24 protein-coding genes and 3 pseudogenes are annotated in these 23300 nt (G+C 69.3%); 16 read left to right on the top strand and 11 right to left on the bottom strand.

Annotation, left to right across the window (positions count from 1 at the left end):
• Positions 1–31: 31 nt before the first annotated feature.
• Positions 32–214, top strand: a complete 183-nt coding sequence (locus RTK35_RS17545) for a PSPA7_2676 family Cys-rich small protein (RefSeq protein WP_082078258.1) — start codon at positions 32–34, stop codon at positions 212–214.
• Here the strand turns inward: RTK35_RS17545 and RTK35_RS17540 are convergent.
• Positions 147–1088, bottom strand: a pseudogene (locus RTK35_RS17540) (LysR family transcriptional regulator). The gene RTK35_RS17545 and the pseudogene RTK35_RS17540 overlap by 68 nt on opposite strands.
• Before the next feature lie 45 nt (positions 1089–1133).
• Between RTK35_RS17540 and RTK35_RS17535 the strand changes: the two are divergent.
• The gene (locus RTK35_RS17535; protein ID WP_316908599.1) at positions 1134–1832 is read left to right on the top strand and encodes a glutamine amidotransferase-related protein; all 699 of its coding nucleotides are present in this window, start codon (positions 1134–1136) and stop codon (positions 1830–1832) included.
• Positions 1829–2185: an antibiotic biosynthesis monooxygenase gene (locus RTK35_RS17530; RefSeq protein ID WP_316908598.1), complete on the top strand. Its 357-nt coding sequence runs from the start codon at positions 1829–1831 to the stop codon at positions 2183–2185. The genes RTK35_RS17535 and RTK35_RS17530 overlap by 4 nt, the downstream gene beginning before the upstream one ends.
• Here the strand turns inward: RTK35_RS17530 and RTK35_RS17525 are convergent.
• The 4 genes and pseudogenes from RTK35_RS17525 to RTK35_RS17515 form a co-directional block, all read right to left on the bottom strand.
• Positions 2149–2769, bottom strand: a complete 621-nt coding sequence (locus tag RTK35_RS17525) for a tRNA-uridine aminocarboxypropyltransferase (RefSeq protein ID WP_316908597.1) — start codon at positions 2767–2769, stop codon at positions 2149–2151. The genes RTK35_RS17530 and RTK35_RS17525 overlap by 37 nt on opposite strands.
• A 76-nt stretch (positions 2770–2845) precedes the next feature.
• Positions 2846–3877, bottom strand: a complete 1032-nt coding sequence (locus RTK35_RS17520; protein WP_371320900.1) for a methyl-accepting chemotaxis protein — start codon at positions 3875–3877, stop codon at positions 2846–2848.
• Positions 3878–4129: 252 nt separating this feature from the next.
• A pseudogene (locus RTK35_RS30610) lies at positions 4130–4411 on the bottom strand (PAS domain-containing protein); the annotation flags it as partial.
• Between the two features lie 148 nt (positions 4412–4559).
• A complete protein-coding gene (locus RTK35_RS17515; RefSeq protein WP_044408384.1) occupies positions 4560–5453 on the bottom strand; it encodes a LysR family transcriptional regulator in 894 nt (297 codons plus the stop codon).
• A gap of 288 nt (positions 5454–5741) precedes the next feature.
• Between RTK35_RS17515 and speB the strand changes: the two genes are divergently transcribed.
• The 11 genes and pseudogenes from speB (at position 5742) to RTK35_RS17460 (ending at position 18035) form a co-directional block, all read left to right on the top strand.
• Entirely contained in the window at positions 5742–6701 is a 960-nt protein-coding gene (speB, locus tag RTK35_RS17510) for an agmatinase (protein ID WP_044408387.1), read from the top strand.
• 1 nt (position 6702) lies between these two features.
• Positions 6703–7110 (top strand): nuclear transport factor 2 family protein, encoded by a 408-nt coding sequence (locus tag RTK35_RS17505; RefSeq protein ID WP_044408390.1) that lies wholly within the window; start codon positions 6703–6705, stop codon positions 7108–7110.
• Positions 7111–7131: 21 nt separating this feature from the next.
• Positions 7132–8643, top strand: coding sequence for a purine-cytosine permease family protein (locus tag RTK35_RS17500; RefSeq protein ID WP_044408393.1), 1512 nt, complete (start codon positions 7132–7134; stop codon positions 8641–8643).
• A gap of 134 nt (positions 8644–8777) precedes the next feature.
• Positions 8778–10166, top strand: a complete 1389-nt coding sequence (locus RTK35_RS17495) for a sodium:solute symporter (protein ID WP_074968344.1) — start codon at positions 8778–8780, stop codon at positions 10164–10166.
• A 98-nt stretch (positions 10167–10264) separates the two neighbouring features.
• Positions 10265–11866 carry a 5-guanidino-2-oxopentanoate decarboxylase gene (locus RTK35_RS17490; protein ID WP_316908596.1) on the top strand — a complete coding sequence of 534 codons (1602 nt, stop codon included), beginning with the start codon at positions 10265–10267 and terminating at the stop codon, positions 11864–11866.
• Between the two features lie 179 nt (positions 11867–12045).
• Positions 12046–12771, top strand: coding sequence for an MBL fold metallo-hydrolase (locus tag RTK35_RS17485; protein ID WP_044408401.1), 726 nt, complete (start codon positions 12046–12048; stop codon positions 12769–12771).
• 327 nt (positions 12772–13098) lie between these two features.
• Positions 13099–13671: an FMN reductase gene (gene msuE / locus RTK35_RS17480; RefSeq protein WP_142007915.1), complete on the top strand. Its 573-nt coding sequence runs from the start codon at positions 13099–13101 to the stop codon at positions 13669–13671.
• Positions 13672–13688: 17 nt separating this feature from the next.
• Positions 13689–14876 carry an acyl-CoA dehydrogenase family protein gene (locus tag RTK35_RS17475; protein ID WP_044408406.1) on the top strand — a complete coding sequence of 396 codons (1188 nt, stop codon included), beginning with the start codon at positions 13689–13691 and terminating at the stop codon, positions 14874–14876.
• Positions 14877–14885: 9 nt separating this feature from the next.
• Positions 14886–15986 carry a sigma-54 dependent transcriptional regulator gene (locus RTK35_RS17470; RefSeq protein ID WP_316908595.1) on the top strand — a complete coding sequence of 367 codons (1101 nt, stop codon included), beginning with the start codon at positions 14886–14888 and terminating at the stop codon, positions 15984–15986.
• A gap of 74 nt (positions 15987–16060) precedes the next feature.
• Positions 16061–17191, top strand: coding sequence for an FMNH2-dependent alkanesulfonate monooxygenase (gene ssuD, locus RTK35_RS17465; RefSeq protein WP_044408412.1), 1131 nt, complete (start codon positions 16061–16063; stop codon positions 17189–17191).
• Positions 17188–18035, top strand: a pseudogene (locus RTK35_RS17460) (amidohydrolase family protein). The gene ssuD and the pseudogene RTK35_RS17460 overlap by 4 nt, the downstream one beginning before the upstream one ends.
• Before the next feature lie 30 nt (positions 18036–18065).
• On the opposite strand, the gene RTK35_RS17455 reads toward RTK35_RS17460, so the two are convergent.
• Both RTK35_RS17455 and sfnG read right to left on the bottom strand, forming a co-directional pair.
• Complete coding sequence (locus tag RTK35_RS17455) at positions 18066–18596, bottom strand: chalcone isomerase family protein (protein ID WP_142007912.1); 531 nt, start codon at positions 18594–18596, stop codon at positions 18066–18068.
• Positions 18597–18699: 103 nt separating this feature from the next.
• The gene (gene sfnG, locus RTK35_RS17450; RefSeq protein ID WP_316908594.1) at positions 18700–19803 is read right to left on the bottom strand and encodes a dimethylsulfone monooxygenase SfnG; all 1104 of its coding nucleotides are present in this window, start codon (positions 19801–19803) and stop codon (positions 18700–18702) included.
• Between sfnG and RTK35_RS17445 the strand changes: the two genes are divergently transcribed.
• Positions 19802–20056, top strand: a complete 255-nt coding sequence (locus RTK35_RS17445) for a hypothetical protein (RefSeq protein ID WP_139233570.1) — start codon at positions 19802–19804, stop codon at positions 20054–20056. The two genes, sfnG and RTK35_RS17445, sit on opposite strands and share 2 nt — an antisense overlap.
• A 29-nt stretch (positions 20057–20085) precedes the next feature.
• On the opposite strand, the gene RTK35_RS17440 is transcribed toward RTK35_RS17445, so the two are convergent.
• The 3 genes from RTK35_RS17440 to RTK35_RS17430 form a co-directional block, all read right to left on the bottom strand.
• Complete coding sequence (locus RTK35_RS17440) at positions 20086–20226, bottom strand: PA1414 family protein (protein WP_164707369.1); 141 nt, start codon at positions 20224–20226, stop codon at positions 20086–20088.
• Between the two features lie 142 nt (positions 20227–20368).
• Entirely contained in the window at positions 20369–20527 is a 159-nt protein-coding gene (locus RTK35_RS17435) for a hypothetical protein (RefSeq protein ID WP_160298844.1), read from the bottom strand.
• Between the two features lie 120 nt (positions 20528–20647).
• Positions 20648–21280 (bottom strand): cysteine hydrolase family protein, encoded by a 633-nt coding sequence (locus RTK35_RS17430; protein ID WP_316908771.1) that lies wholly within the window; start codon positions 21278–21280, stop codon positions 20648–20650.
• Positions 21281–21402: 122 nt separating this feature from the next.
• Here RTK35_RS17430 and RTK35_RS17425 point away from each other — a divergent pair, with 122 nt between their 5' ends.
• Positions 21403–22359 (top strand): GlxA family transcriptional regulator, encoded by a 957-nt coding sequence (locus tag RTK35_RS17425; RefSeq protein ID WP_074968363.1) that lies wholly within the window; start codon positions 21403–21405, stop codon positions 22357–22359.
• Between the two features lie 33 nt (positions 22360–22392).
• Here the strand turns inward: RTK35_RS17425 and ptrR are convergent, their stop codons facing one another.
• A complete protein-coding gene (ptrR, locus tag RTK35_RS17420) occupies positions 22393–23271 on the bottom strand; it encodes a putrescine utilization regulator PtrR (RefSeq protein WP_074968365.1) in 879 nt (292 codons plus the stop codon).
• Positions 23272–23300: the final 29 nt, after the last annotated feature.

Raw genomic sequence — 23300 nt, 5'->3', positions numbered from 1 at the left:
CATCGACGGGGGCCCTGCCCCGGGAGGTTCCATGCGACTGCACTGTTTCCTGCTCGGCTGCGTCTGGACGGACGGCTACGAAACCGAAGTCGGCGCCGAGCCAATGCTCTGCCAGCGTTGCCAACGCTGCGGCAGCCACCGCTACGTCAAACGGGCCGATCCGCCTCATCTGGCGACAGCCGCAGGTGCCGAGCCAGCTCGTCGAACAACGTAACCACCGCCCGCAGCCCGCGGCAGTCGGGCCGTGTCAGCAGCCACAGGGCACTGCCGCAGCCCTCGGCCGGCAAGTCCAGCGGTTGCAGGCGCGCATCCAGCAGGAAGCGCGGCAGCACCGCCACCCCCAGCCCGGCGCGAGCCAGCTCCGCCACAGAGAGCATGCTGTTGCAGCGGTAGGCCGGCACCAGCGCCGGGAAGCGCTGGCGGCGCCAGGCCACGCTGGCGTGGTCGGGCAGGAAATCGTCCGGGGCGATCCAGGCCATCTGCGCCGGGTCGCTGCCGGTCTGGCTCGCCAGGTAGGCCGGGCTGGCACAGACCACGTAGGGCACCTCACCCAGGCAGCGGCCCACCAGGTGCTGCGGCGGCGAGCGGGTCAGGCGCACGGCGATGTCGGCGTCGCGCCGGCTGAGGTTGGCGAAGTCGTTGGAGGTAGCCAGCTCCAGGCGCAGCGCCGGGTAGGCCGGCATGAAGCGCGCCAGCACCGGCAGCACCAGGCCCTGCAGCACCGTGTCCGTGCAGGTCAGCCGCACCGTCCCGCTGAGCACCTCGCGTCCCTGCTCCAGGGCCAGCTGTGCCGCCTCCAGGGCCTGTTCCGCCTGCTCGGCCTATTCCGCCAGCAGCCGCGCCGCCGCGCCGGGCACGTAGCCGCCACGCCCCTTCTGGAACAGTTCGCTGCCCAGGGCCTGCTCCAGCCGGCGGATGGAGCGGAACACCGTGGAGACGTCCACCCGCAGCAGTTCGGCGGCCCGCGCCAGGCTGCCGCCGCGCACCAGCGCCAGCACCAGTGCAAGGTCGTCCTGGGCCAGCTTGTATTGCATCGGTGCAATCTTCATCGGTACGAACGCCCATTCTGCGTGCTGAAACGCAAGCATATAGTCCGTCCTGCCTGACACAAGGCCTCTCGACAAGGATCGGACATGATCGGCACCGCCCCCCTGCACATCGCCCTGCTGGGCGAACACGACCCCGCCATCACCGCCCACCGTGCCATCCCCCTGGCCCTGGAGGACGCCGCGGAGCGCCTCGGCATCCGCGTGCGCGCCGAGTGGATCGGCACCCAGGGCCTGGAGCCCCGCCACCTCGCCGGCCATCACGGGCTCTGGTGCGTGCCCGGCAGCCCCTACGCTGACACCGAGGGCGCCCTGCGCGGCATCCGCCATGCGCGGATCAGCGGGCTGCCATTCCTCGGCACCTGCGGCGGCTTCCAGCACGCGGTGCTGGAACACGCCCGCAACGTGCTCGGCTGGGTGGAAGCGGCCCATGCCGAGACCGACCCAGAGGCCGGCCTCGCGGTAGTCTCGCCGCTCAGTTGCGCCCTGTTGGAATGCATCGAGGCCATCCACCTGACACCCGGCTCGCGGCTCGCCCGTGCCTACGGCAGCGCCATGGCCTTCGAGGGCTACCACTGCCGCTATGGCGTCAACCCGGACCTTCAACCGGCCTTGCTGAACGCCGGGCTCAGCGCCTCCGCACACGGCAGTGACGGCGCCCTGCGCGCGGTGGAACGGGACGACCACCCGTTCTTCGTCGCCACCCTCTTCCAGCCCGAGCGCGCCGCCCTGGCCGAGCGGCCGGCGCCCCTGGTGCAGGCCTTCCTGCGGAGCTGCGCGGCATGAGCGCCGCCACGCCACGGGCACAGCTGCCGGAACCGCCCTACTACGTGGTGATGTTCATCTCGCAACGCACCGAGGGCGACGACGGCTACGCGGCCATGGCCGATCACATGGTGGAACGCGCGCGTCGGCAGCCGGGTTTCCTCGGGGTGGAGTCGGTGCGGGATGCCCAGGGCCTGGGCATCACCCTGTCCTATTGGCGCAGCGAGGCGGACATCCTCGCCTGGAAGCAGGACGCGCCTCACCGCGACGCCCAGGCCAAGGGGCGCACGCAGTGGTACAGCCGGTTCGAGGTGCGCGTCGCGCGGGTGGAGCGCAGCTACGGCTTCGCGGCGGAAGGCCCGGCCCCGGCGTGATTGCGCTGGTAGGTCTCTGCCCCCATGGCGGAGATCTGCCCCTCGATCAGCGCCTCGAACGGGCGCAGCAGCGCCTCGAAGCAGGTGGCGGGCTCCAGCAGCTCCAGCGCGCGGGTGATGGCCTCCAGGGTGGACAACGCACCGGGGCCCGGCGCCTTGCGCAGGCGATAGCGGGAGGGCTCGCCCTCGGGCAGCGTCACCCGGGGCAACGTGGCCAGCGCCGGGTTGAGGTGCAGCAGCTTGCGCGCCTTGCGCCAGGTGCCGTCAGGCACCACCAGCAGCAGCGTGCGGGGCGCGTCCACCAGCCCGGCCGGCAGCACCTGGGCTTCCTCGCCGGGAAACAGCAGCCGCGCGTCCACCTCGGGGTCGGCCAGCCGCGCCGGCAGCTCCGCGAACACCTCGCCCACCCACAGCTCCGCCTGCTGCAGCCCGAGGGCAGCGAAGCGCGCGGTATTCAGGGCATGCCCGGCCTCGCTCGGGTGCTGCAACACGAGCACACGGGTGCGGCTGTCCAGCCGGGGGATCAGCGGGCACAGGCACAGGCGTTCGGGGCGTTGGCAACGGGGGCATTGGGGGCGTGACATGGGCGCGGATTCTGCCACAGCCGCAGGCGGGCTCCGAGCCCGGTGAGTGCCGTCCGCTGGCACCCTGCGTGTGGAATCAGCGGTTGAAGCGTTCGGCCAGGCTGTGCAGGTACTCGGCCATGTGCTCCAGGTCCTGGCTGATCTGGGCCCCTTCCAGGGCCTGGTTGGTGCTGTTGTCGGAGAGCTGGGCGATGCGGGTGATCTGCCGGCTGATGTCGTCCGCCACCTGGGTCTGCTCCTCGGCAGCGGCGGCCATCTGCTGGCTCATGCCGGTGATACGCGTCACCGCACTGCTGATCCCCTCCAGCGCCTCGCGCACGGCCTCGACGCTGCCGACGCTGTCCCGGGAGATTTCCTGGCCACGGCTGGCGGTGACCACCGCACGGTCCGCACCGGAACGCAGGGAGGCGATGATCTGGTGGATCTGCTCGGTGGACTGGCGGGTGCGCGAGGCCAGCGAACGCACCTCGTCCGCCACCACCGCGAAGCCCCGGCCCTGCTCGCCGGCCCGGGCCGCCTCGATGGCGGCGTTCAGCGCCAGCAGGTTGGTCTGCTCGGCGATGGAGGTGATCACGTCGGCCACGCTGCCGATGGACTGGGTCGACTCCGCCAGCTCGTTCACCGCCTTGCCGATCTCGCTGACCGCGTTGGCCATGTGCTCCATCGCCTCCAAACTCTCGCCGGCCAGGCTGCGGCCCTGCTGAGCCAGACGGTCGGCCTCTTCGGCGGCGTGGGCGGTGTTCTGCACGTTGGTGGAGACCTCCTGGATGGTGGCCGCCATCTCGTTGATGGCCGTGGCGGACTGGTCCGTCTCGCTGCGCTGCTGCTCCAGCAGGTCGGCACTGGAGCTGGCCAGGCGCGACGAATCCATCGCCCGCGTGCGCACGCCGCTGGCGGCATCCTCCAGCCGGGTGAGCGCCGTCTGCAGGCGCGCCTCCTCGCTGATCATCGCCATGTCCAGCAGCGCCTGCTCACCCTTGTTGGTGGAGTAGGTCAACGCCACCAGGCCACTGGTGAAGGCCCTCGGGTGTTCCGCCAGGGTGCGGCGGATGGTCTGGCGCTTGTCGTAGCGCTGGTAAGCGGCAAGGGCAAACATGGTCACGGCCATCAACACCAGCAGCCACGGGCCGGTGACGATGTAGTGCCCACCCAGGACGATGGCCGTGGCCAGGATCAGCGGCCAGGAATGCAGCGTGTCGTAAGCCCAGTAGTCGTACCAGGGCACCGGCGACTTGCCCGCCCGCAGCCGCGCATAGAGAGCATCGGCGCGGCGAACCTGGTCACGGGTGGGCACCGAGCGCACCGACTCGTAGCCCACCACCTTGCCCGCCTCGTAGACCGGGGTGACGTAGGCGCTGACCCAGTAGAAATCGCCGTTCTTGGAGCGGTTCTTCACCAGCCCCATCCACGGCTTGCCCTGCTTGAGGGTGTCCCACATGTGCGCGAACACCGCCGGCGGCATGTCCGGATGGCGCACAAGGTTGTGGGGTTGGCCGACCAGCTCCTCGCGGGAAAATCCACTGATTTCCACGAAGGCGTCGTTGCAATAGGTGATCTTGCTGCTGAGATCAGTGGTGGAAATCAGGCGCTCGCTAGGAGAAAAAGTGCGTTCTCGTTGCGTCACGGGGAGGTTCTGGCGCATCGGTTGACGTCTCTGGTGGTTGGAACGCGGCGGGCAGATCGAGCCACCCATGAATAACGGTCTAGCACAGTGATGGCGTGCCGCCAGAACCAACGTACGAATCTTTTGACGTGGCTCAACACCCTCCAGGCGAAAGACGAACGAACGGTCAGCGCAGGTTCAGCTGGGCCCGCAGCAGGTCGCGGAAGGTGACGATCAGGGGCTCCCGCGCCCGCCCCCGGCGCAGGATCATCGAGAACGGCGCCTGGTAGCCGAAGGTCGCCGGCGAAAGCGCACGCAGACGCTGCTGGTCCACCCAGGGCTGGGCGTAGTGCTCCGGCAGGTAGCCGATGTAGGCGCCGGAGAGCACCAGGATCAGCTGCGCCTCCATCGACTCCACCGTCGCCGCGCTGTGCTTGAAGCCATGCCGCGCCAGCTCCGCCTGGCTCCAGTAGCCACGGCCGACCATGCGCTGCTGGGTGATGACCTCCGCCGGGATGCGCCGGTCGCTGAACAGCGAATGCCGGTCGCTGCAGTAGAGCCAGTGCTGCTCGCGGTAAAGCGGCTGGTAGGCCAGGCCGTTCATGCGCGTGGAAAACGCGCCGATGGCCAGGTCCAGGCGGTTGTCCAGCACCCCCAGCTGCAGGTCGTAGGGGCTCATCACCGACAGGTGCAGGTGCACGCCGGGGTGTTCGCGGCTGTAGGCGCCGATCACCTCCGCCAGGGGCAACGCCGGGTCGCTGACGGTGGAGTCCAGCACCCCCAGGTTGAGCGTCCCCCGCAGCTCCCCCTTCAGCGAGGCCGAGTAGCGCTCGAAGCTCTCCAGCTCGCCCAGCAGGCGCAACGCCTCCTGGTGGAACAGCTCGCCCTTGCTGGTCAGGCTGAAACCGCCCCGCCCCCGGTGGCACAGGGTGATGCCCAGGTGCGCTTCCAACTGGCTCATGTAGGTGCTGATGGCCGAAGTGGACAGGTTCAGCTCCTGCTGCGCGGCGGCGAAGCCCTGGTGGCGCACCACGGCAGCGAACACGCGCAGCAGCTTGAGGTCGGGAAGGGTGTTGGACATGGAAACTCCATGGGTTTCGAAAGGCTGCACAAATCTGTAGGGGCGAATTCATTCGCCATGCAGGCCAACGGCCTGCCCTCTGCAAGCCCCGGTTGGGGGCGCTTCGCGCCCCTTAGCGAATGAATTCGCCCCTACAGGAGCCCGCCAGATGCGACAGATCGGCGCAGTCTACCCGTTGCGGATAGTTTAGAAATCCTTGAAGTGATTATTTGCCCGTGGGGATTCTTCCCCCGCTGCCCACTCACCAGAATCGCCCCACGACAACCACAACAACCGTGAGGCCACCCCGTGGACAAAAAACTCCACCAGCCCCTGGGCGGCAATGAAATGCCCCGTTTCGGCGGCATCGCCACCATGCTTCGCCTTCCCCACATCCAGACCCCCGCCGAGCTCGACGCCCTCGACGCCGCCTTCGTCGGCGTGCCCCTGGACATCGGCACCTCGCTGCGCTCCGGCACCCGCTTCGGCCCCCGCGAGATCCGCGCCGAGTCGGTGATGATCCGCCCCTACAACATGGCCACCGGCGCCGCCCCGTTCGACTCGCTGAACGTGGCCGACATCGGCGACGTCGCCATCAACACCTTCAACCTGCTGGACGCCGTGCGCATCATCGAGCAGGAATACGACCGCATCCTCGGCCACGGCATCCTGCCGCTGACCCTGGGCGGCGACCACACCATCACCCTGCCGATCCTGCGGGCCATCAAGAAGAAGCACGGCAAGGTGGGCCTGGTGCACATCGACGCCCACGCCGACGTCAACGACCACATGTTCGGCGAGAAGATCGCCCACGGCACCACCTTCCGCCGCGCGGTGGAAGAGGACCTGCTCGATTGCGACCGCGTGGTGCAGATCGGCCTGCGCGCCCAGGGCTACACCGCCGAGGACTTCAACTGGAGCCGCAAGCAGGGCTTCCGCGTGGTGCAGGCCGAAGAGTGCTGGCACAAGTCCCTCGAACCGCTGATGGCCGAGGTGCGCGAGAAGGTCGGCGGCGGCCCGGTGTACCTGTCCTTCGACATCGACGGCATCGACCCGGCCTGGGCGCCCGGCACCGGCACCCCGGAGATCGGCGGCCTGACCACCATCCAGGCGATGGAGATCATCCGTGGCTGCCAGGGCCTGGACATCATCGGCTGCGACCTGGTGGAGGTCTCCCCGCCCTACGACACCACCGGCAACACCTCGCTGCTGGCGGCCAACCTGCTGTACGAGATGCTCTGCATCCTGCCCGGCGTGGAGCGTCGCTGACATGGACGCCCGCCGCCAGGTCCTGGAGGCCGCCGATGCCCTGGTGGCGGCCTTCGCCCGCAACGACACCGAGGCCTACTTCGCCGCCTTCAGCGAAGACGCCACATTCATCTTCCACACCACCCCCGGTGTGCTGGAGAGCCGCGCGGCCTACCGCGCGGTCTGGGACGGCTGGCAGCGCGACGGGCTGCGGGTGCTCGAATGCCGCTCCAGCAACCGCCACCTGAGCCTGCTGGGCCCGGTGGCCATCTTCACCCACGACGTCGCCACCCGCCTGCTGCTGGGCGGCGAGACCGTGGACAGCCTGGAACGGGAGACCATCGTCTTCCGCCAAGAACAAGAAAACGCCCCATGGCTCGCCTGCCATGAACACCTGTCGGCCATGCCGGACCATCTGCCCCCAACCTGACGCGTTCCCCGGGAGATGAACATGCATAACAACAACAATGAACACAGCCTGACGCGCATCGAGACATTCGGGGTCGAACAGATCCCGGACCACGAGCGCAACGCCGGACCGATCGATCTGTTCCGCATGATCTTCGGCGGCGCCAACACCTTCGCCACCGCCGTGCTCGGCAGCTTCCCCGTACTCTTCGGCCTGTCCTTCCAGGCCGGCGTGTGGGCCATCCTGCTGGGCGTCGTGGTCGGCTCGCTGATCCTCGCGCCGATGGGCCTGTTCGGCCCGCTCAACGGCACCAACAACGCGGTCTCCTCCGGCGCCCACTTCGGCGTCCACGGGCGGATAGTCGGCTCGTTCCTGTCGCTGCTCACCGCCATCGCCTTCTTCTCCCTTTCGGTGTGGAGTTCCGGCGATGCCCTCATCGGCGGCGCCAAGCGCCTGATGGGCCTGCCGGAAACCGACCTGACCCTGGGCCTGGCCTACGGCCTGTTCGCCGTGCTGGTGCTGACGGTGTGCATCTACGGCTTCCGCTTCCTGCTGTGGGTCAACAAGGTCGCGGTGTGGAGCGCCAGCGCGCTGTTCCTGCTGGGCATCTTCGCCTTCGCCGGGCCCTTCGACGCCAGCTACGCCGGCTCCGTGCAACTGGGCAGCCCGGGCTTCTGGGCCGCCTTCATCGGCGCCGCCCTGCTGGCCATGAGCAACCCGGTGTCCTTCGGCGCCTTCCTCGGCGACTGGGCGCGCTACATCCCCCGCGAGGCGAGCAAGGGCCGCATCATGGCGGCGGTGATCGGTGCCCAGCTGGCCACGCTGATCCCGTTCTTCTTCGGCCTGGTCACCGCCACCATCGTCGCCGTCCAGGCGCCGGACTACATCGCCCAGAACAACTACGTCGGCGGCCTGCTGGCCGTCTCGCCGACCTGGTTCTTCCTGCCGGTGTGCCTGATCGCGGTGATCGGCGGCATGTCCACCGGCACCACCTCGCTGTACGGCACCGGCCTGGACATGTCCTCGGTGTTCCCGCGCCTGCTCAACCGCGTGCAGGCCACGGTGATGATCGGGCTGATGTCCATCGCCTTCATCTTCATCGGCCGCTTCGCCTTCAACCTGGTGCAGAGCGTGTCCACCTTCGCCGTGCTGATCATCACCTGCACCAGCCCCTGGATGGTGATCATGATCCTCGGCCTGGTGATCCGCCGCGGCTTCTACTGCCCGGACGACCTGCAGGTCTTCACCCGTGGCGAGACCGGCGGCCGCTACTGGTTCCACAACGGCTGGAACTGGCGCGGCATGGGCGCCTGGATCCCCAGCGCGCTGGTGGGCCTGTGCTTCGTCAACCTGCCGGGGCAGTTCGTCGGCCCGCTGGGCGAACTGGCCGGCGGCATCGACGTCAGCCTGCCGGTCACCCTCGGCATGGCCGCCCTGCTCTACCTGGCGCTGCTCAACCTGTTCCCCGAGCCGGCCGAGGTGTACGGTCCGCGCGGCCCGCGCTGGGTGCGCCTGAAACGTAGCGTTGCGCCCCTGCGGGCCGAGGCCGCCTGACCCTGAACCCACCGGGGCCCGGACGGCCCCGATCCTTGCGATGAATGGACCGGCAACGCGGCAGCGCCGCGCGGCTACGCACGTCCCCGGATGCCCATCCGGACTACAACAATGAGAAAGAGAGAGCTGATCTTATGGCCCTGGATATCTTCGTCGTACTGCTCTACGCCGCCGGCATGCTGGCCCTCGGCTGGTATGGCATGCGTCGCGCCAAGACCCGTGACGACTACCTGGTCGCCGGGCGCAACCTCGGCCCGGGTTTCTACCTCGGCACCATGGCTGCCACCGTGCTCGGTGGCGCCTCCACCATCGGCACCGTGCGCCTGGGCTATGTCCACGGCATCTCCGGCTTCTGGCTCTGCGGCGCCATCGGCCTGGGCATCGTCGGGCTCAGCCTGTTCCTCGCCAAACCGCTGCTGAAGCTGAAGATCTACACCGTCACCCAGGTACTGGAGCGCCGCTACAACCCGGCCGCCCGCCAGTCCAGCGCGGTGATCATGCTGGTGTACGCGCTGATGATCGGCGCCACCTCCACCATCGCCATCGGCACCGTCATGCAGGTGCTGTTCGGCCTGCCGTTCTGGGTCGCCATCCTCGTCGGCGGCGGTGTGGTGGTGCTCTACTCCACCATTGGCGGCATGTGGTCGCTGACCCTCACCGACATCGTGCAGTTCCTGATCATGACCGTCGGCCTGGTGTTCCTGCTGATGCCCATGTCCATCGCCGACGCCGGCGGCTGGAACGCCCTGGTGGAGAAGCTGCCGGCGCGCTACTTCGATTTCACCGCCATCGGCTGGGACACCATCGTCACCTACTTCCTGATCTACTTCTTCGGCATCTTCATCGGCCAGGACATCTGGCAGCGCGTGTTCACTGCCCGCAGCGAAGGCGTGGCCAAGGTGGCCGGCACCGCCGCCGGCCTCTACTGCGTGCTCTACGGCCTGGCCGGTGCCCTCATCGGCATGGCCGCCAAGGTGCTGCTGCCGGACCTGGAGAACGTCAACAACGCCTTCGCCAGCGTCGTCGAGCACAGCCTGCCCAACGGCATCCGTGGCCTGGTGATCGCCGCTGCCCTGGCCGCGCTGATGTCCACCGCCAGCGCCGGCCTGCTGGCCGCCTCCACCACCATCACCCAGGACCTGCTGCCGCTGCTGCGCGGTGGCCGCACCAGCGGCAACGGCGACGTGCATGAAAACCGCATCGCCACCCTGCTGCTGGGCGTGGTCATGCTCGGCATCGCCCTGGTGGTGAGCGACGTGATCAGTGCCCTGACCGTCGCCTACAACCTGCTGGTGGGCGGCATGCTGGTTCCGCTGATCGGCGCCATCTACTGGAAGCGCGCCACCACCGCCGGCGCCATCGCCAGCATGACCCTGGGCTTCCTCACCGTGCTGGGCTTCATGTTCAAGGACGGCCTGGACGCCAACACCCCGATCTACTACAGCCTGGCGGTCGGCCTCGTGAGCTTCGTGGTCATCAGCCTGGTGACCCGTCGCCCGGCCAGCCACGCCAGCCTGGCCTGATCTTCCCGACTGGTCGCGGCCCACTCCCGTGACCCTTCTGAGCCCGGCAGGCAACCCTGCCGGGCTCGTTTTACACCCAGCCCAACAAGGAACCTGCCATGACCACCTGCGGTGAATTCCTCGTCAAGCAACTGGAAGCCTGGGGCGTCGACACCGTGTTCGGCATCCCCGGCGTGCACACCGTCGAGCTCTACCGTGGCCTGCCCGGCAGTCGCATCCGCCACGTCACCCCGCGCCACGAACAGGGCGCCGGCTTCATGGCCGACGGCTATGCCCGCGTCACCGGCAAGCCCGGCGTGTGCTTCATCATCACCGGCCCGGGCATGACCAACATCCTCACCGCCATGGGCCAGGCCTACGCCGACTCCATCCCCATGCTGGTGATCTCCAGCGTCAACGAGCGCCATCGCCTCGGCCTCGGCAACGGCTACCTGCACGAACTGCCGGACCAGCGCGGCCTGGTGGCCGGCGTCGCCGCCTTCAGCCACACCCTCATGAGCGTCGACGAACTGCCCGCCGTGCTGGCCCGCGCCTTCGCCGTGTTCGACGGCCAGCGTCCGCGCCCGGTGCACATCGAGCTGCCGCTGGACATCATCACCGCCCCCGCCGACCACCTGGAGCTGCGCACCCGCGTGCGCCTGCCGCGTCCCGCCGCGCCCCTGGCGCAGCTGCGCGAGGCCGCCCAGCGCCTGCGCGCCGCCCAACGCCCGCTCCTGCTGCTGGGCGGCGGTTGCGTCGAAGCCCAAGTGGAGGCCCGCGCCCTGGCCACCGCCCTCGACGCCCCCACCGCGCAGACCATCAACGCCAAGGGCCTGCTCCCCGGCGACCATCCGCTGCTGCTGGGCAGCAACCAGTCCCTGGTGCCGGTGCGTCAGCTGGCCGCCGACGCCGACCTGGTGCTGGCCATCGGCACCGAGCTGGGCGAGACCGACTACGACGTGGTGTTCGACGGCGGCTTCCGCATCGGCGGCGAGCTGATCCGCATCGACATCGACGCCCAGCAACTGGTGCGCAACCACGCCCCGGCCATGGCCATCCACTGCGATGCCCGCCAGGCCATGCGCGTGCTGCTGGCCGAGCTGCCGCCACGCCAGGCCGACGCCAACAGCCCCGGCGCCCGTCGCGCCGCCGAAGCCCGCGCACAACTGGCCGAAGGCTTCGCCGGCTGGGAGCACTACCGTCGGTTGTTCGACTGCATCCTCGAGGTGCTGCCCGACGCGCGCTTCGTCGGTGACTCGACCCAGACCGTCTACAGCGGCAACCACCTGGTGGAGCTGGACGGCGCCCGCCGCTGGTTCAACGCCTCCACCGGCTACGGCACCCTCGGCTACGGCCTGCCGGCGGCCATCGGCGCCAAGCTGGCCGAACCGGGGCGCCCGGTGATCAGCCTGATGGGCGACGGCGGCATCCAGTTCACCCTGCCGGAACTGGCCAGCGCCGTCGAAGCGCGGGTCGGGGTCATCGTCCTGCTGTGGAACAACCAGGGCTACGGCGAGATCAAGCGCTACATGGAGCGCCGCGACATCACCCCGCTCGGCGTGGACATCCACACCCCGGACTTCATCGCCATCGCCCGCGGCTTCGGCTGCCAGGCCGAGAAGGCCCGCGACCACGCCCACCTGCAGGAGCTGCTGCGCAACGCCCCGGGGGACCGCCCGCTGATCATCGAAGTGGCCGAAGCCCCGCCCTTCGCCCCGTGAACCCAGCCCCATAGCCCGGGCCAGCACCCTGCCAGACCGTAGCCCGGACTTCAGTCCGGGGCGCTTCAACCCGCAACCCCCGGGCTGAAGCCCGGGCTACTGGTCTGAAGTCGCCCCTGCAGGTGCGGCGGGGCGCCGCCAGGTATGCTGCGCCCACAACCACAACAAAGGAGCCTCCGATGAAAATCGTCAGCCGAGACCGCTGGTTCGAGGTGGAGCACCTCTACGACGGCGTCAGCCTCATCAGCGAGCCCTACGTGCGGCCCTTCTACCGCTGCAACCTCTGGCACATCCAGGGGCGCGACCGCGACGTGCTGGTGGACTCCGGCTCCGGCCTGGTCAGCCTGCGCGAACAGCTGCCCTGGCTCACCCAGCGCCCGCTGCTGGCCGTGGCCAGCCACACCCATTTCGACCACATCGCCGGCCACCACGAGTTCGACGAACGCCTGGTGCACCCCGCCGAGGCCGACATCCTCGCCCGCCCCGACGGCGACAACACCCTGGCCCGCGCCTTCGTCGACGACGCCATGTTCGAGGCCCACCCCGACTGCCCGCTGTGCTACGCCGAGTACCGGGTCAAGGCCGCCCCGGCCACCCGGCTGATCGAGGAAGGCGACGTCCTCGACCTGGGCGACCGCGTGCTGGAGGTGCTGCACACCCCCGGTCATTCCCCCGGCGGCATCAGCCTCTGGGAGGCCCGCACCGGCACCCTGTTCAGCGGCGACATCATCTACGACGGCCCGCTGATCGAGGACGCCTACCACTCCAACCTCGACGACTACGCCCGCAGCCTGGCGCGTCTGCGCGAGCTGCCGGTGCGTACCGTGCACGGTGGCCACTTCCCCAGCTTCTCGGGCGAGCGCCTGAATACGCTGATCGACGACTGGTTCGCGCAACACGATTGATCCTGCCCGGGCGCCGTCCTGGCGCCCGACCCGCCCTCGGCGGCCCGCCACGCCTGACTTATCCCTTATTTGAATAAGAATATTTATTCAAATTCCTTCACAGAATAAGACGCAGCACCTAAAACGGCTCCAGCAGGCCGCCACTGTCCGCCGGGCAACAGCCGTTCCACTGCCCGCCAGGCAACAGCGCATCAACAGTTCGCTGGCCTGGCAGCAGCACCGCCCAGCGCCATGGCCTGCCAACTCATTGATAAACAACGCTTTACCGAACTGGAACGGGACTTGCTGAACCCCTGGCTCCCACAGCACGCCAAAGGAACACCAACCATGAGCACTGCCCTCAACGTCGTCGCCGTCTCCGGTGGAGCCTACCGCCCGTCCCGCACCCTGGTGCTCACCGAAGCCCTGGTCGCCGCCCTGGGCGAACGCCTGGAGTTCAACGCCCGCATCATCGAACTGGGCGACATCGCCCGCCCCGTCGGCGGCGCCCTGTCCCGCAAGGAACTGCCGGACGACGTGGAAGCGCAACTGCGCGCCATCGAGCAGGCCGACCTGCTGGTGGTGGCCGCACCGGTGTACCGCGGCTCCTACCCCGGCCAGTTCAAGCACCTGTTCGACCTCATCGACCTGAACGCCCTGATCGACACCCCGGTGCTGCTGGCCGCCACCGGCGGCAGCGAACGCCACGCCCTGGTGCTGGATCACCAGCTGCGCCCGCTGTTCAGCTTCTTCCAGGCCCTGACCCTGCCCATCGGCGTCTACGCCAGCGAGGCCGACTTCCAGGACTACCGCATCACCAGCGCCCCGCTGCAGGCCCGCATCGAGCTGGCCGCCGAACGTGCCGCCGACCTGCTGCACAGCACCGCCGCCGGCAGCCGCCCGCTGCGCAAGATCGCCTGAGTCGGCGGGACGACACCATGAGCGCCCATCCGCAAACCACCGTCCTCGACCCGCTGCTGAGCGCCCGCCAGCTCGCCGCGCAGTTCGCCGAAAGCGCCGTCGAGCGCGACGCCCAAGGCGGCACGCCCAAGGCCGAGCGCGACGCGCTGCGTGCCAGCGGCCTGCTGGGCCTGGCCATTCCCCGCCAGTACGGCGGCCTCGGCGCCAGCTGGAGCGAAACCCTGGCCGTCACCCGCGAATTCGCCCGGGTCGACAGCTCCATCGCCCACGTGTTCGGCTTCCAGCACCTGATGCTCGCCACCGTGCGGCTGTTCTCGCGGCCCGAGCAATGGCAACCCTGGTTCGAACAGACCGCCCGCAAGAACTGGTTCTGGGGCAATGCCCTCAACCCCCTGGACACCCGCACCCTGGTCAAGCGCTTCGACGGCTGGTGCGAGTTCTCCGGCAAGAAGAGCTTCTGCTCCGGCGCCAGCGACTCCGAGATGCTGATCGCCTCCGCTGTCGACGAAGGCAACGGCGGCAAGCTGCTGATCGCCGCCATCCCCAGCGGGCGCACCGGCATCACCCTGCACGGCGACTGGGACAACATCGGCCAGCGCCAGACCGACAGCGGCAGCGCCACCTTCGAGCGGGTGCGCGTGGAGCAGCACGAACTGCTGCTCGACCCGGGCCCGCTGAGCACGCCGTTCGCCTGCCTGCGCCCGCTGATCGCCCAGCTGCACTTCGCCAACCTGTTCCTTGGCATTGCCGAAGGCGCCTTCGACGAGGCCCGCCAGTACACCCTGCACGAGAGCCGCCCCTGGTTCCGTTCCAGCGCCCGCCACAGCGGCGAGGACCCGTACGTCCTGCGCCACTACGGCGAATTCTGGGTCGGCCTGGAGAGCACCCGCCTGCTGGTGGAGCGCGCCGCCGAGCAGCTGGACGCGGCCTGGGCCAAGGAACACGCCCTGAGCGCCGAGGAGCGCGCGCGCCTGGCCCTGGCCATCGGCACCGCCAAGGTCGCGGCGACCCGCAACGGCCTCGACATCTGCAACCGCCTGTTCGAAGTCACCGGCGCCCGGGCCACCCACGCCTCCCTGCGCTTCGACCGGCACTGGCGCAACCTGCGCACCCAGACGCTGCATGACCCCGTGGACTACCGCATCCACGAGCTGGGCGACTGGGCGCTCAACGGCACGCGCCCCACTCCGTCCTTCTACTCGTAAGGCAAGCCCATGCACCTGCTGACCCTCCCCCCGTCCCCGACACTGGCCACCTCGATCCGGGCGACCGCACAGGTCTTCGAAGACCCGCGCTCCCAGGCCCTGCTCGCCCACCTGCAACAGGTCGCCCCCAGCGAGGCGAGCGTGCTGATCATCGGCGAGACCGGAACGGGCAAGGAGCTGGTCGCGCGCCACGTGCACAACCTCAGCAGCCGGCGCAACGGCCCCTTCGTCGCGGTGAACTGCGGCGCCTTCTCCGAATCCCTGGTGGAGGCCGAGCTGTTCGGCCACGAGAAAGGTGCCTTCACCGGCGCCCTGGCCGCCAAGGCCGGGTGGTTCGAGGAGGCCAACGGCGGCACCCTGTTCCTCGACGAGATCGGCGACCTGCCGATGCCCATCCAGGTCAAACTGCTGCGCGTGCTGCAGGAGCGCGAAGTGGTCCGCCTCGGCTCGCGCAAGAGCATCCCCATCAACGTGCGGGTGCTGGCGGCCACCAACGTGCACCTGGAGAAGGCCATCAACGCCGGGCACTTCCGCGAGGACCTCTACTACCGGCTGAACGTGGTCAGCCTGCAGCTGCACCCGCTGCGCGAGCGGCCCGGCGACATCCTGCCGCTGGCCCGTCACTTCGTCGCCGAGTACAGCCGGCGCCTGGGCTACAGCGACGTCACCCTCAGCGAGGACGCCGCCCGCCGGCTGGCCAGCTACGACTGGCCGGGCAACATCCGCGAGCTGGAAAACGTCATCCACCACACCCTGCTGATCTGCCGCGACAAGCTGATCCGCGCCGAGGACCTGCACCTGTCCAACCTGCGCATCGAGCGCCAGGACGACAGCCGGCCCCGCGAGGAGAGCGCCGACGACCTGCTGCTGCGGGCCTTCGAGCGCCTGTTCGAGGAGCAGAGCGGCGCCCTCCACGAGAAGGTCGAGGACGCCCTGCTGCGCGCCGCCTACCGCTTCTGCCACCACAACCAGGTGCACACCGCCAGCCTGCTGGGGCTGTCGCGCAACATCACCCGCGCGCACCTCATCCGCATCGGCGAGCTGGTGGTGAACAAGCGCCGACCGGCCCAGAGCGCCCAGGGCGGACGGGTCATCAACCTGTCGATCTGAATTCCAACGACAACGACGCCACGCGTGCACCCAACGCCCTGACGGGCAACGACGATGGCAACGAGGACAACACCATGAGTCTGGATATCTTCTGGTTCCTGCCGACTTCCGGCGACACCCGCTACCTGGGCCACTCCGCCAGCGGCCGCCCGGCCACCAACGCCTACATGCGGCAGATCGCCGTGGCGGCGGACCAGCTGGGCTACGACGGCCTGCTGATCCCCACAGGCGCCAGCTGCCTGGACCCCTGGGTGACCGCCGCCAGCCTGGTGCCGGTGACCCAGCGCATCAAGCTGCTGGTGGCCCTGCGCACCTCCCTCGGCAACCCCACCGCCTCGGCCCGCCAGGCCGCCACCCTGGACCAGGCCAGCGGCGGGCGCCTGCTGCTCAACGTGGTGCCCGGCGGCGACGCCACCGAGCTGGAAGCCGACGGCGTGTTCCTCGCCCACGACGAGCGCTACGCCGCCTCCGACGAGTTCCTCAGCATCTGGCGACGCCTGCTGCAGGGCGAAACGGTGGACTTCGACGGCCAGCACCTCAAGGTCAAGGGCGCCCAGAACTTCTTCCCGCCGGTGCAGCAGCCCTACCCGCCGCTGTACTTCGGCGGCTCCTCCCCCGCCGCCCACGAGCTGGCGGCCAAGCATGTGGACGCCTACCTGACCTGGGGCGAGCCGCCGGCGGCCGTCGCCGAGAAGATCGCCGACGTGCGCGCCCGCGCCGCTCGCCATGGCCGCAGCGTGCGCTTCGGCGTGCGCCTGCACGTGATCGTGCGGGAGACCAACGCCGCCGCCTGGGCCGCCGCCGACGAGCTGATCAGCCACCTGGACGACGCCACCATCGCGGCCGCCCAGGCCAACTACGCGCGGATGGACTCCGAAGGCCAGCGACGTATGGCCGCGCTGCACGGCGGCGACCGCAACAAGCTGGAAGTGGCGCCCAACCTCTGGGCCGGCGTCGGCCTGGTACGCGGCGGCGCCGGCACCGCTCTGGTGGGCGACCCCGAGACAGTGGCCGCGCGCCTGCTGGAGTATGCGCAGCTGGGCGTGGACAGCTTCGTGCTGTCCGGCTACCCGCACCTGGAAGAGGCCTACCGCTTCGCCGAGCTGGTGTTCCCGCTGCTGCCCGGCAAGGGCAAGGTCACGGTGGACGGTGCCTTCACCGGCGGCGCCTTCGACATTCGCGCCGGCAAGGAGAAAGTCGCGTGAAGATCATCGACATGCGCTGCCGCCCGGCCTACCTGCACCCCTTCTTCGGCGGGGCGCCGGGCACGCCGGAACATGACACGGCCCGCTGGCTGAACCGCCGCGTGGGCACGCGGGGCGCGGACAACCACTTCGAGCGCTCGCTCACGCCCGAGGGCTTCCTCGCCGAGGTGCACGACGCCGGGCTGTACCGCGCCGTGGTGGTGGGCCGGCATACCCCCTCTCCCAGCATCTGCCCAACGAACGCATCCAGGCCATCGTCCAGGGGCACGAGGCACTGATCGGCATCGGTTCGGTGGAGCCGGCCCTGCAGGGCATCGACGCGGCGCTGGCGGAGGTGGACCGCGCGGTGGACCAGCTGGGCCTGGCGGGCATCGACCTGGAGCCGGGGTTCGGCGACCCCGCCCGGCACCCGGACGATCCGCTGTACTGGCCGCTCTACGAGCACCTGCAGGCGCGCGGCATCCCGCTGTTCCTGATGAGCGGGCCGACCACGCCGGACCCGGCCTACAACGACCCCGGCCGGCTGGCGGCCGTGGCCCGGGCCTTCCCGCAGTTGCCCATCGTGGTCTACCACGGCTACTGGCCCAACGTGCAGCAGGCCCTGGGCGTGGCCTTCCGCTACCCGAACATCCACCTGGTGCCGGACATGTACCTGTTCCTGCCCGGCAGCGAAGGCTACGTGCAGGCGGCCAACGGCTTCCTCGCCGACCAGCTGCTGTTCGGCTCCTCCTACACCTTCCGGCCGATCCGCCAGAGCATCGAGGATGCCCAGCGCCTGGGCCTGCGGGACGAGGTGCTGGAGAAGTTCTTCCACGGCAACGCCGCGCGCCTGTTCAAGCTCTGATGACCCCGGGCCGCCGTTGGCGGCCCATACCTAGTTGCTGGCCAGCCCCAGCAGTTCTTCGCGGCGCTCCGGCTCGCGGGTGCGGGGCGAGAGCCAGATGTCGAAGAATGCCCGGGCGAAGGCGCGGTCGTCGACGGCGTGGGTGAGCCGGTCGCCGAAGTAGAAGCGCGCGCCCTGCCCCGGCAGGAACACCCCGGTGATGCGCTGCCCCGGCTCCACGTCGACGAAGGCCTGGCGCATCTGCTCGGCCCAGGCCTGCAACTGTGCCTCGCTGACCCGATCCCCCGCCGTCCGGCGGATTTCCTTGAGGCTGGCGGCCACCAGGTCATCGCGCTCGATAGTGCGGTGGTAGGTGAGCTCCAGGGCGAACGGCGCGTCCGCCGCCAGCGGCGCCGTTGGCGACCACAGGCGGGCGCTGTAGAGGCGGAAGCCGAAGAAGCTGTAATCCGCACTGCCCACCAGGCGCGCTTCGGGCAGGGCTTGGCGCCAGTCGGCCTGGGCCAGGCCGGTGGCAGTCAACAGGCAGCAGGCCAGCACGGCCCGGCGAAAGAAAGGATGCATGGCGTCACTCCGGTTAGGTGACGGCCAATATTGTACAAACTGACTATTTGTACAAGAACAACCGATCGACGCGGCGGCGCCTCCCGSCSCCCCCGCCCCGTGATCAGGCCACTGCCTTGGACTCGCGCTCGGCGGCGGCCTCGGCCTCCAACTCGCGAACCAGCGGCAGCACATGCTGGCCGAAGTACTCCACCTCCTCCTGGAAGTGCAGGAAGCCGGAGAGGATCAGGTCCACCCCCACGGCCTTGAGGGCGAGGATGCGCTCGGCGATCTGCCGGGGCGTCCCGATCAGGTTGGTCTTGAAGCCGTCGTTGTACTGCACCAGGTCCTCGAAGGTGGACTTCGCCCAGTTGCCTTCGCGCTCCGGGCTGGCCGCGCCGGCGTGCTTCACCTCGGCACCGAAGGCGTTGACTGCCTCGGGGTTGGCCTTGTCGATGATCTCCTGCAGCACCGCTCGGGCCTCCTCCTCGGTGTCGCGGGCGATGATGAAGGCGTTCACCCCGATCTTCACGCTGTGCCCGTTGGCGGCGGCCTTGGCGCGGATGTCGTCCACCTGGGCCTTGATCCCCTCCACCGTGTTGCCGTTGGTGAAGTACCAGTCCGACACCCGCGCCGCCATGTCCCGCGCGGCTCGCGAACTGCCGCCCTGAAAGATCTCCGGGTGCGGTTGCTGCAGCGGCTTGGGCTTCAGGCTGTAGTCACGGAAGCGATAGAAATCACCGTTGAAGGTGAAGCTGTCCTCGGTCCAGATTCCCTTCAGCGCGCGGATGAACTCCTCGGAGCGGCGGTAGCGTTCGTCGTGGTCCAGCCAGGGCTCGCCGATGGCGTGGAATTCGCCCCGGAACCAGCCGGACACCACGTTGATGGCGATGCGCCCGCCGGTGAGCTGGTCGATGGTCGCCAACTGCTTGGCCGCCAGGGTCGGGTTCCAGGGCCCCGGCAGGATGGCCGCGATCACCTTGAGCTTGTCGGTCGCCGCCAGCAGCGCATGGCTGATGGCCACCGACTCGTGCTGGTACTCGGCGCCGTAGCCGGCGGTGAAGCGGATCTGCGACAGCGCGTATTCGAAGCCGGCCGCCTCGGCCGTGCGGGCCAGGGTGCGGTTGTAGTCGATGTCCCAGCGGGTGCGCTGCTCGATGGTGCTGACGACGAGGCCGCCGCTGACGTTGGGGACCCAGTAGGCGAACTTGATCGGTTGCTGGCTCATGGCTTCTCTCCTGTGCGAACGGACGGATGGCCGCACCGGCGGCCAGTTGCACAAGGTCTTCAGCAGCAACCATGCCAGGATAAAAAAGCCTTTACGAACAATGATTTGCATCAATCAGCAGACAACGGGCGGCTGCCCGGACGAGGACAACCTGCTGATGCACTGTTGCCCGACCAACAGCCTTTCGACCATCAGCCACGCGCAGGCAGCCGCCCGGCGCGAAGGCGCCGGGGGTGGCTGGGTCAGGTCATGACGGCGCGGGCAGAACGCCCCGCGCCAGGTTCACGGACGGCGCTGGCGCCGGGCCTCGGCCAGGCGACGCTGCTCGTCACTGCGGACAGGGATGGGTTGCAGGCGCGGGCGCTCGATCAGCCCAAGGGTCACGGACAACTGCCAGGCGAAACGGCTCAGCCAAGCTTTCATGGTCCCCTCCTCATCAGGACAGGCGGCGGAAGGATTCCGCTGCCAATTACAGCGTAGACCTGCCCCGGAAAGGGCGAACTGCGCTGAATCAAAATTTACAGGAGCCGGTCAGACGCCAGGAGCGGCCAGCGTAGGAAGCCGACTAACGGAGCCCGCCGGACGGAACCGCCTCGGCGCCACAGCACGCGGCGGGAAACGGGCCAGGGAACGGTTCGCCGCGCGCATAGCCGGCCATGATGATGGCCAGGAACAGCACGGCCACCGCGCTGAACAGCACATTGAGGGGGTTGGGCTCGCCCATGGGTCAGTCCTTCGAGGTCAGGGAGCAACACAGGATCGACCGGCACCACGGGCAAGGGTTCAAGCATTTTTCACCGACGCTGAACGGCCACCGACCTGACGGACGGTCGCCACCGCAGGGTCAGCCGCGCGCCGCCACCGCGCGCTGGTTGGACGCCAGGATGTTGTCCGGCTCCAGCGCCCGGCCCGCCTCCACCGCCGCCAGCCAGTCCTGAGTGCTGGCCACGGCGCCGAAGCCGGCATGCAGCACCACGGTGACCACCCGATGGATCTCCTCGGCGGTGACCGAACCGGCGGCGTTGGCGTAGGGCAGCGAGCCGGTGGCGTCGTTCAGCAGCTCCACCGTCCAGCCCTCGTGGGCAGCCTGGCGCACCGTGGAGTCGTCGCAGTGGTGGGTCATGTAGCCGACCACCGTGAGGGTGTCCACGCCACGGGCACGCAGCCAGTCACCCAGGCCGGTGCCGTACAGGGCGCTGGCCTCCTCCTTGTCCACCAGCAGGTCATGGGGGCGACGGGCGATCTCCGGGTGCAGTTCGGCGGTGGCGCTGCCACGGGCGAAGATCGGCGTGCCTTCCGGGGTCAGGTGCCGCACCACCACCACCGGGATGCCGGCAGCGTGGGCCGCATCCATGGCGCGGGTGATGTTGGGCAGCGACTGGCTCACCGGCGGGTACTCGATCAGCAGGTTGCCGTTGAAGTACTCGTTCTGCACGTCGATGACGATCAGGGCGCGTTTCGGGGACTGGGACATCAGGGGCTCCTCGCAAGCTCAGGCAGTGAAGGTGGCGAGGATTGTTGGCCAGCCCCCCTGCGACGCACGAGTGGCCCAGTTGCCAAGTTCCGCTAAGATCGGGCCAAGCCAACCGGAGCCCCTCCATGCCAGCCCCCGTGATCGCCGTGGTCGCCTTCGACCACATCAGCCCCTTCCACCTGTCCGTGCCCTGCCTGGTATTCGGCGAGATGCAGCCCGATGCGCCGCCCTTCGAGCTGCGCGTCTGCGCGGCGGAAGACGGCCCGCTGCGCACCAGCGCCGGTTTCCAGATCAGCGTCAGCCACGGCCTGGAGGCCCTGGAGGACGCCCACACGGTGATCGTCCCCAGTTGGCGCGACCCCGACGAACGCCCGCCGCAGCCCCTGCTGGACGCGCTGCTCGCCGCCCACCAGCGCGGCGCCCGCCTGGTGGGGCTGTGCCTGGGGGCCTACGTGCTGGCCGAAACCGGGCTGCTCGACGGCCAGCGCGCCACCACCCACTGGGCCTGGGCGCGGGACTTCAGCGCCCGCTACCCGGCCGTCGACGTGGACCCGGACGTGCTCTACCTGGAAGCAGGCAACCTGCTCACCTCCGCCGGCACCGCCGCCGGGCTCGACTGCTGCCTGCACCTGCTGCGTCAGCACTGCGGCGCCGAACGGGCCAACCGCGTGGCCCGGTTGCTGGTGGTGGCGCCCCACCGCCAGGGTGGCCAGGCGCAGTTCATCGAACAGCCGCTGCCCGCCAGCGCCCGCGATGACCGCCTCGCCGGGCTGCTCGACTGGGTGCGCACCAACCTGCGCGAACCCCACAGCCTGGACAGCCTGGCCGAGCGCGCGCTGATGAGCCGGCGCAGCTTCACCCGGCACTTCCGCCAGCTCACCGGCACCACCCTGGGTGACTGGCTGCAGGCCGAGCGCCTGGCCCTGACCCAGCGCCTGCTGGAGAACACCGACCAGAGCGTGGAGCAGATCGCCACCCTCGCCGGTTTCGGCTCGCCCGCCTCCCTGCGGCACCACTTCGGTCGTCACTTCGGCGTCTCGCCGTCGGCCTGGCGACAGAGCTTCCAGGGGAGCGCTTCGTAGCAGCGCGGCCGGCATCCAGGGCTGAAACCCGGGCTACGGTCGCGCCTGGGGTTTGGGCTGCAGGTCCATCAGCTCGATCCAGGCCTTCAGGTTCGCCCCCAGCATGCCCTTGCGCCACATCAGCCAGGTGGTGGCGGTAGCGAAGGGTTCGGCCAGCGGGTGAATCGTCACCGCCTCGCGCCCCGGCATGCTCTGCAGCATGGAGCGCGGCATCAGCGCCACCCCGCCGCCAGCCACCACACAGGCCAGCATGCTGTGGTAGGACTCGATCTCCATCACCCGGCCCATGGCCACCCGCGACTCGGCGAACCAGCGCTCCAGGCGCTTGCGGTAGGAGCAGCGCGAGCGAAAGGTGTAGACCGCCGCCCCTGCCACGTCCGCCGCGCTGGCCACCGGCCCATGGCCGAGGGCGGTGATCAGCACCAGCGCCTCGTCGAACAGCGGGATGCCATCCAGGTCGGCGTATTCCAACGGGCCGTCCACTAGCGCCGCGTCCAGTCGCCCGGCCACCAGCCCCTCCACCAGCTCGCCGCTGGGCTGCGTCTGCACCTGCAGGTTCACTGCCGGCCAAGCCCGGTGGTAGCGCGCCAGCATCGGCGGCAGGTGGATGGCCGCCGTGCTGTACATCGAGCCGATGAGGAAGTCCCCCGCCGGCTCGCCGACCTTGATCGCCGCCTCCGCCTCGGCCTGCAGGGCGAACAGCCGCTCGGCATAGCCCAGCAGCACCTTGCCCGAGGCCGACAGCTGCAGGCGCTGGCGCTCCCGCAGGAACAGGTCCACGCCCAACTGCTCCTCCAGTTGGCGCAGCCGCGTGGACAGGTTCGACGGCACCCGGTTGAGGCGCTCCGCCGCGCGGGCGATGGAGCCGGACTCGGCCACCGCCTGGAAGATGCGCAACTGGCTGAATTCCATGGCATGCATTCTCTTTTGCTGAATGAGTT

Source organism: Pseudomonas sp. zfem003 (genome assembly GCF_032621675.1).
Classification (GTDB): Bacteria; Pseudomonadota; Gammaproteobacteria; order Pseudomonadales; family Pseudomonadaceae; genus Metapseudomonas; species Metapseudomonas otitidis.
This window is presented reverse-complemented; position numbering and strand designations above follow the sequence as displayed.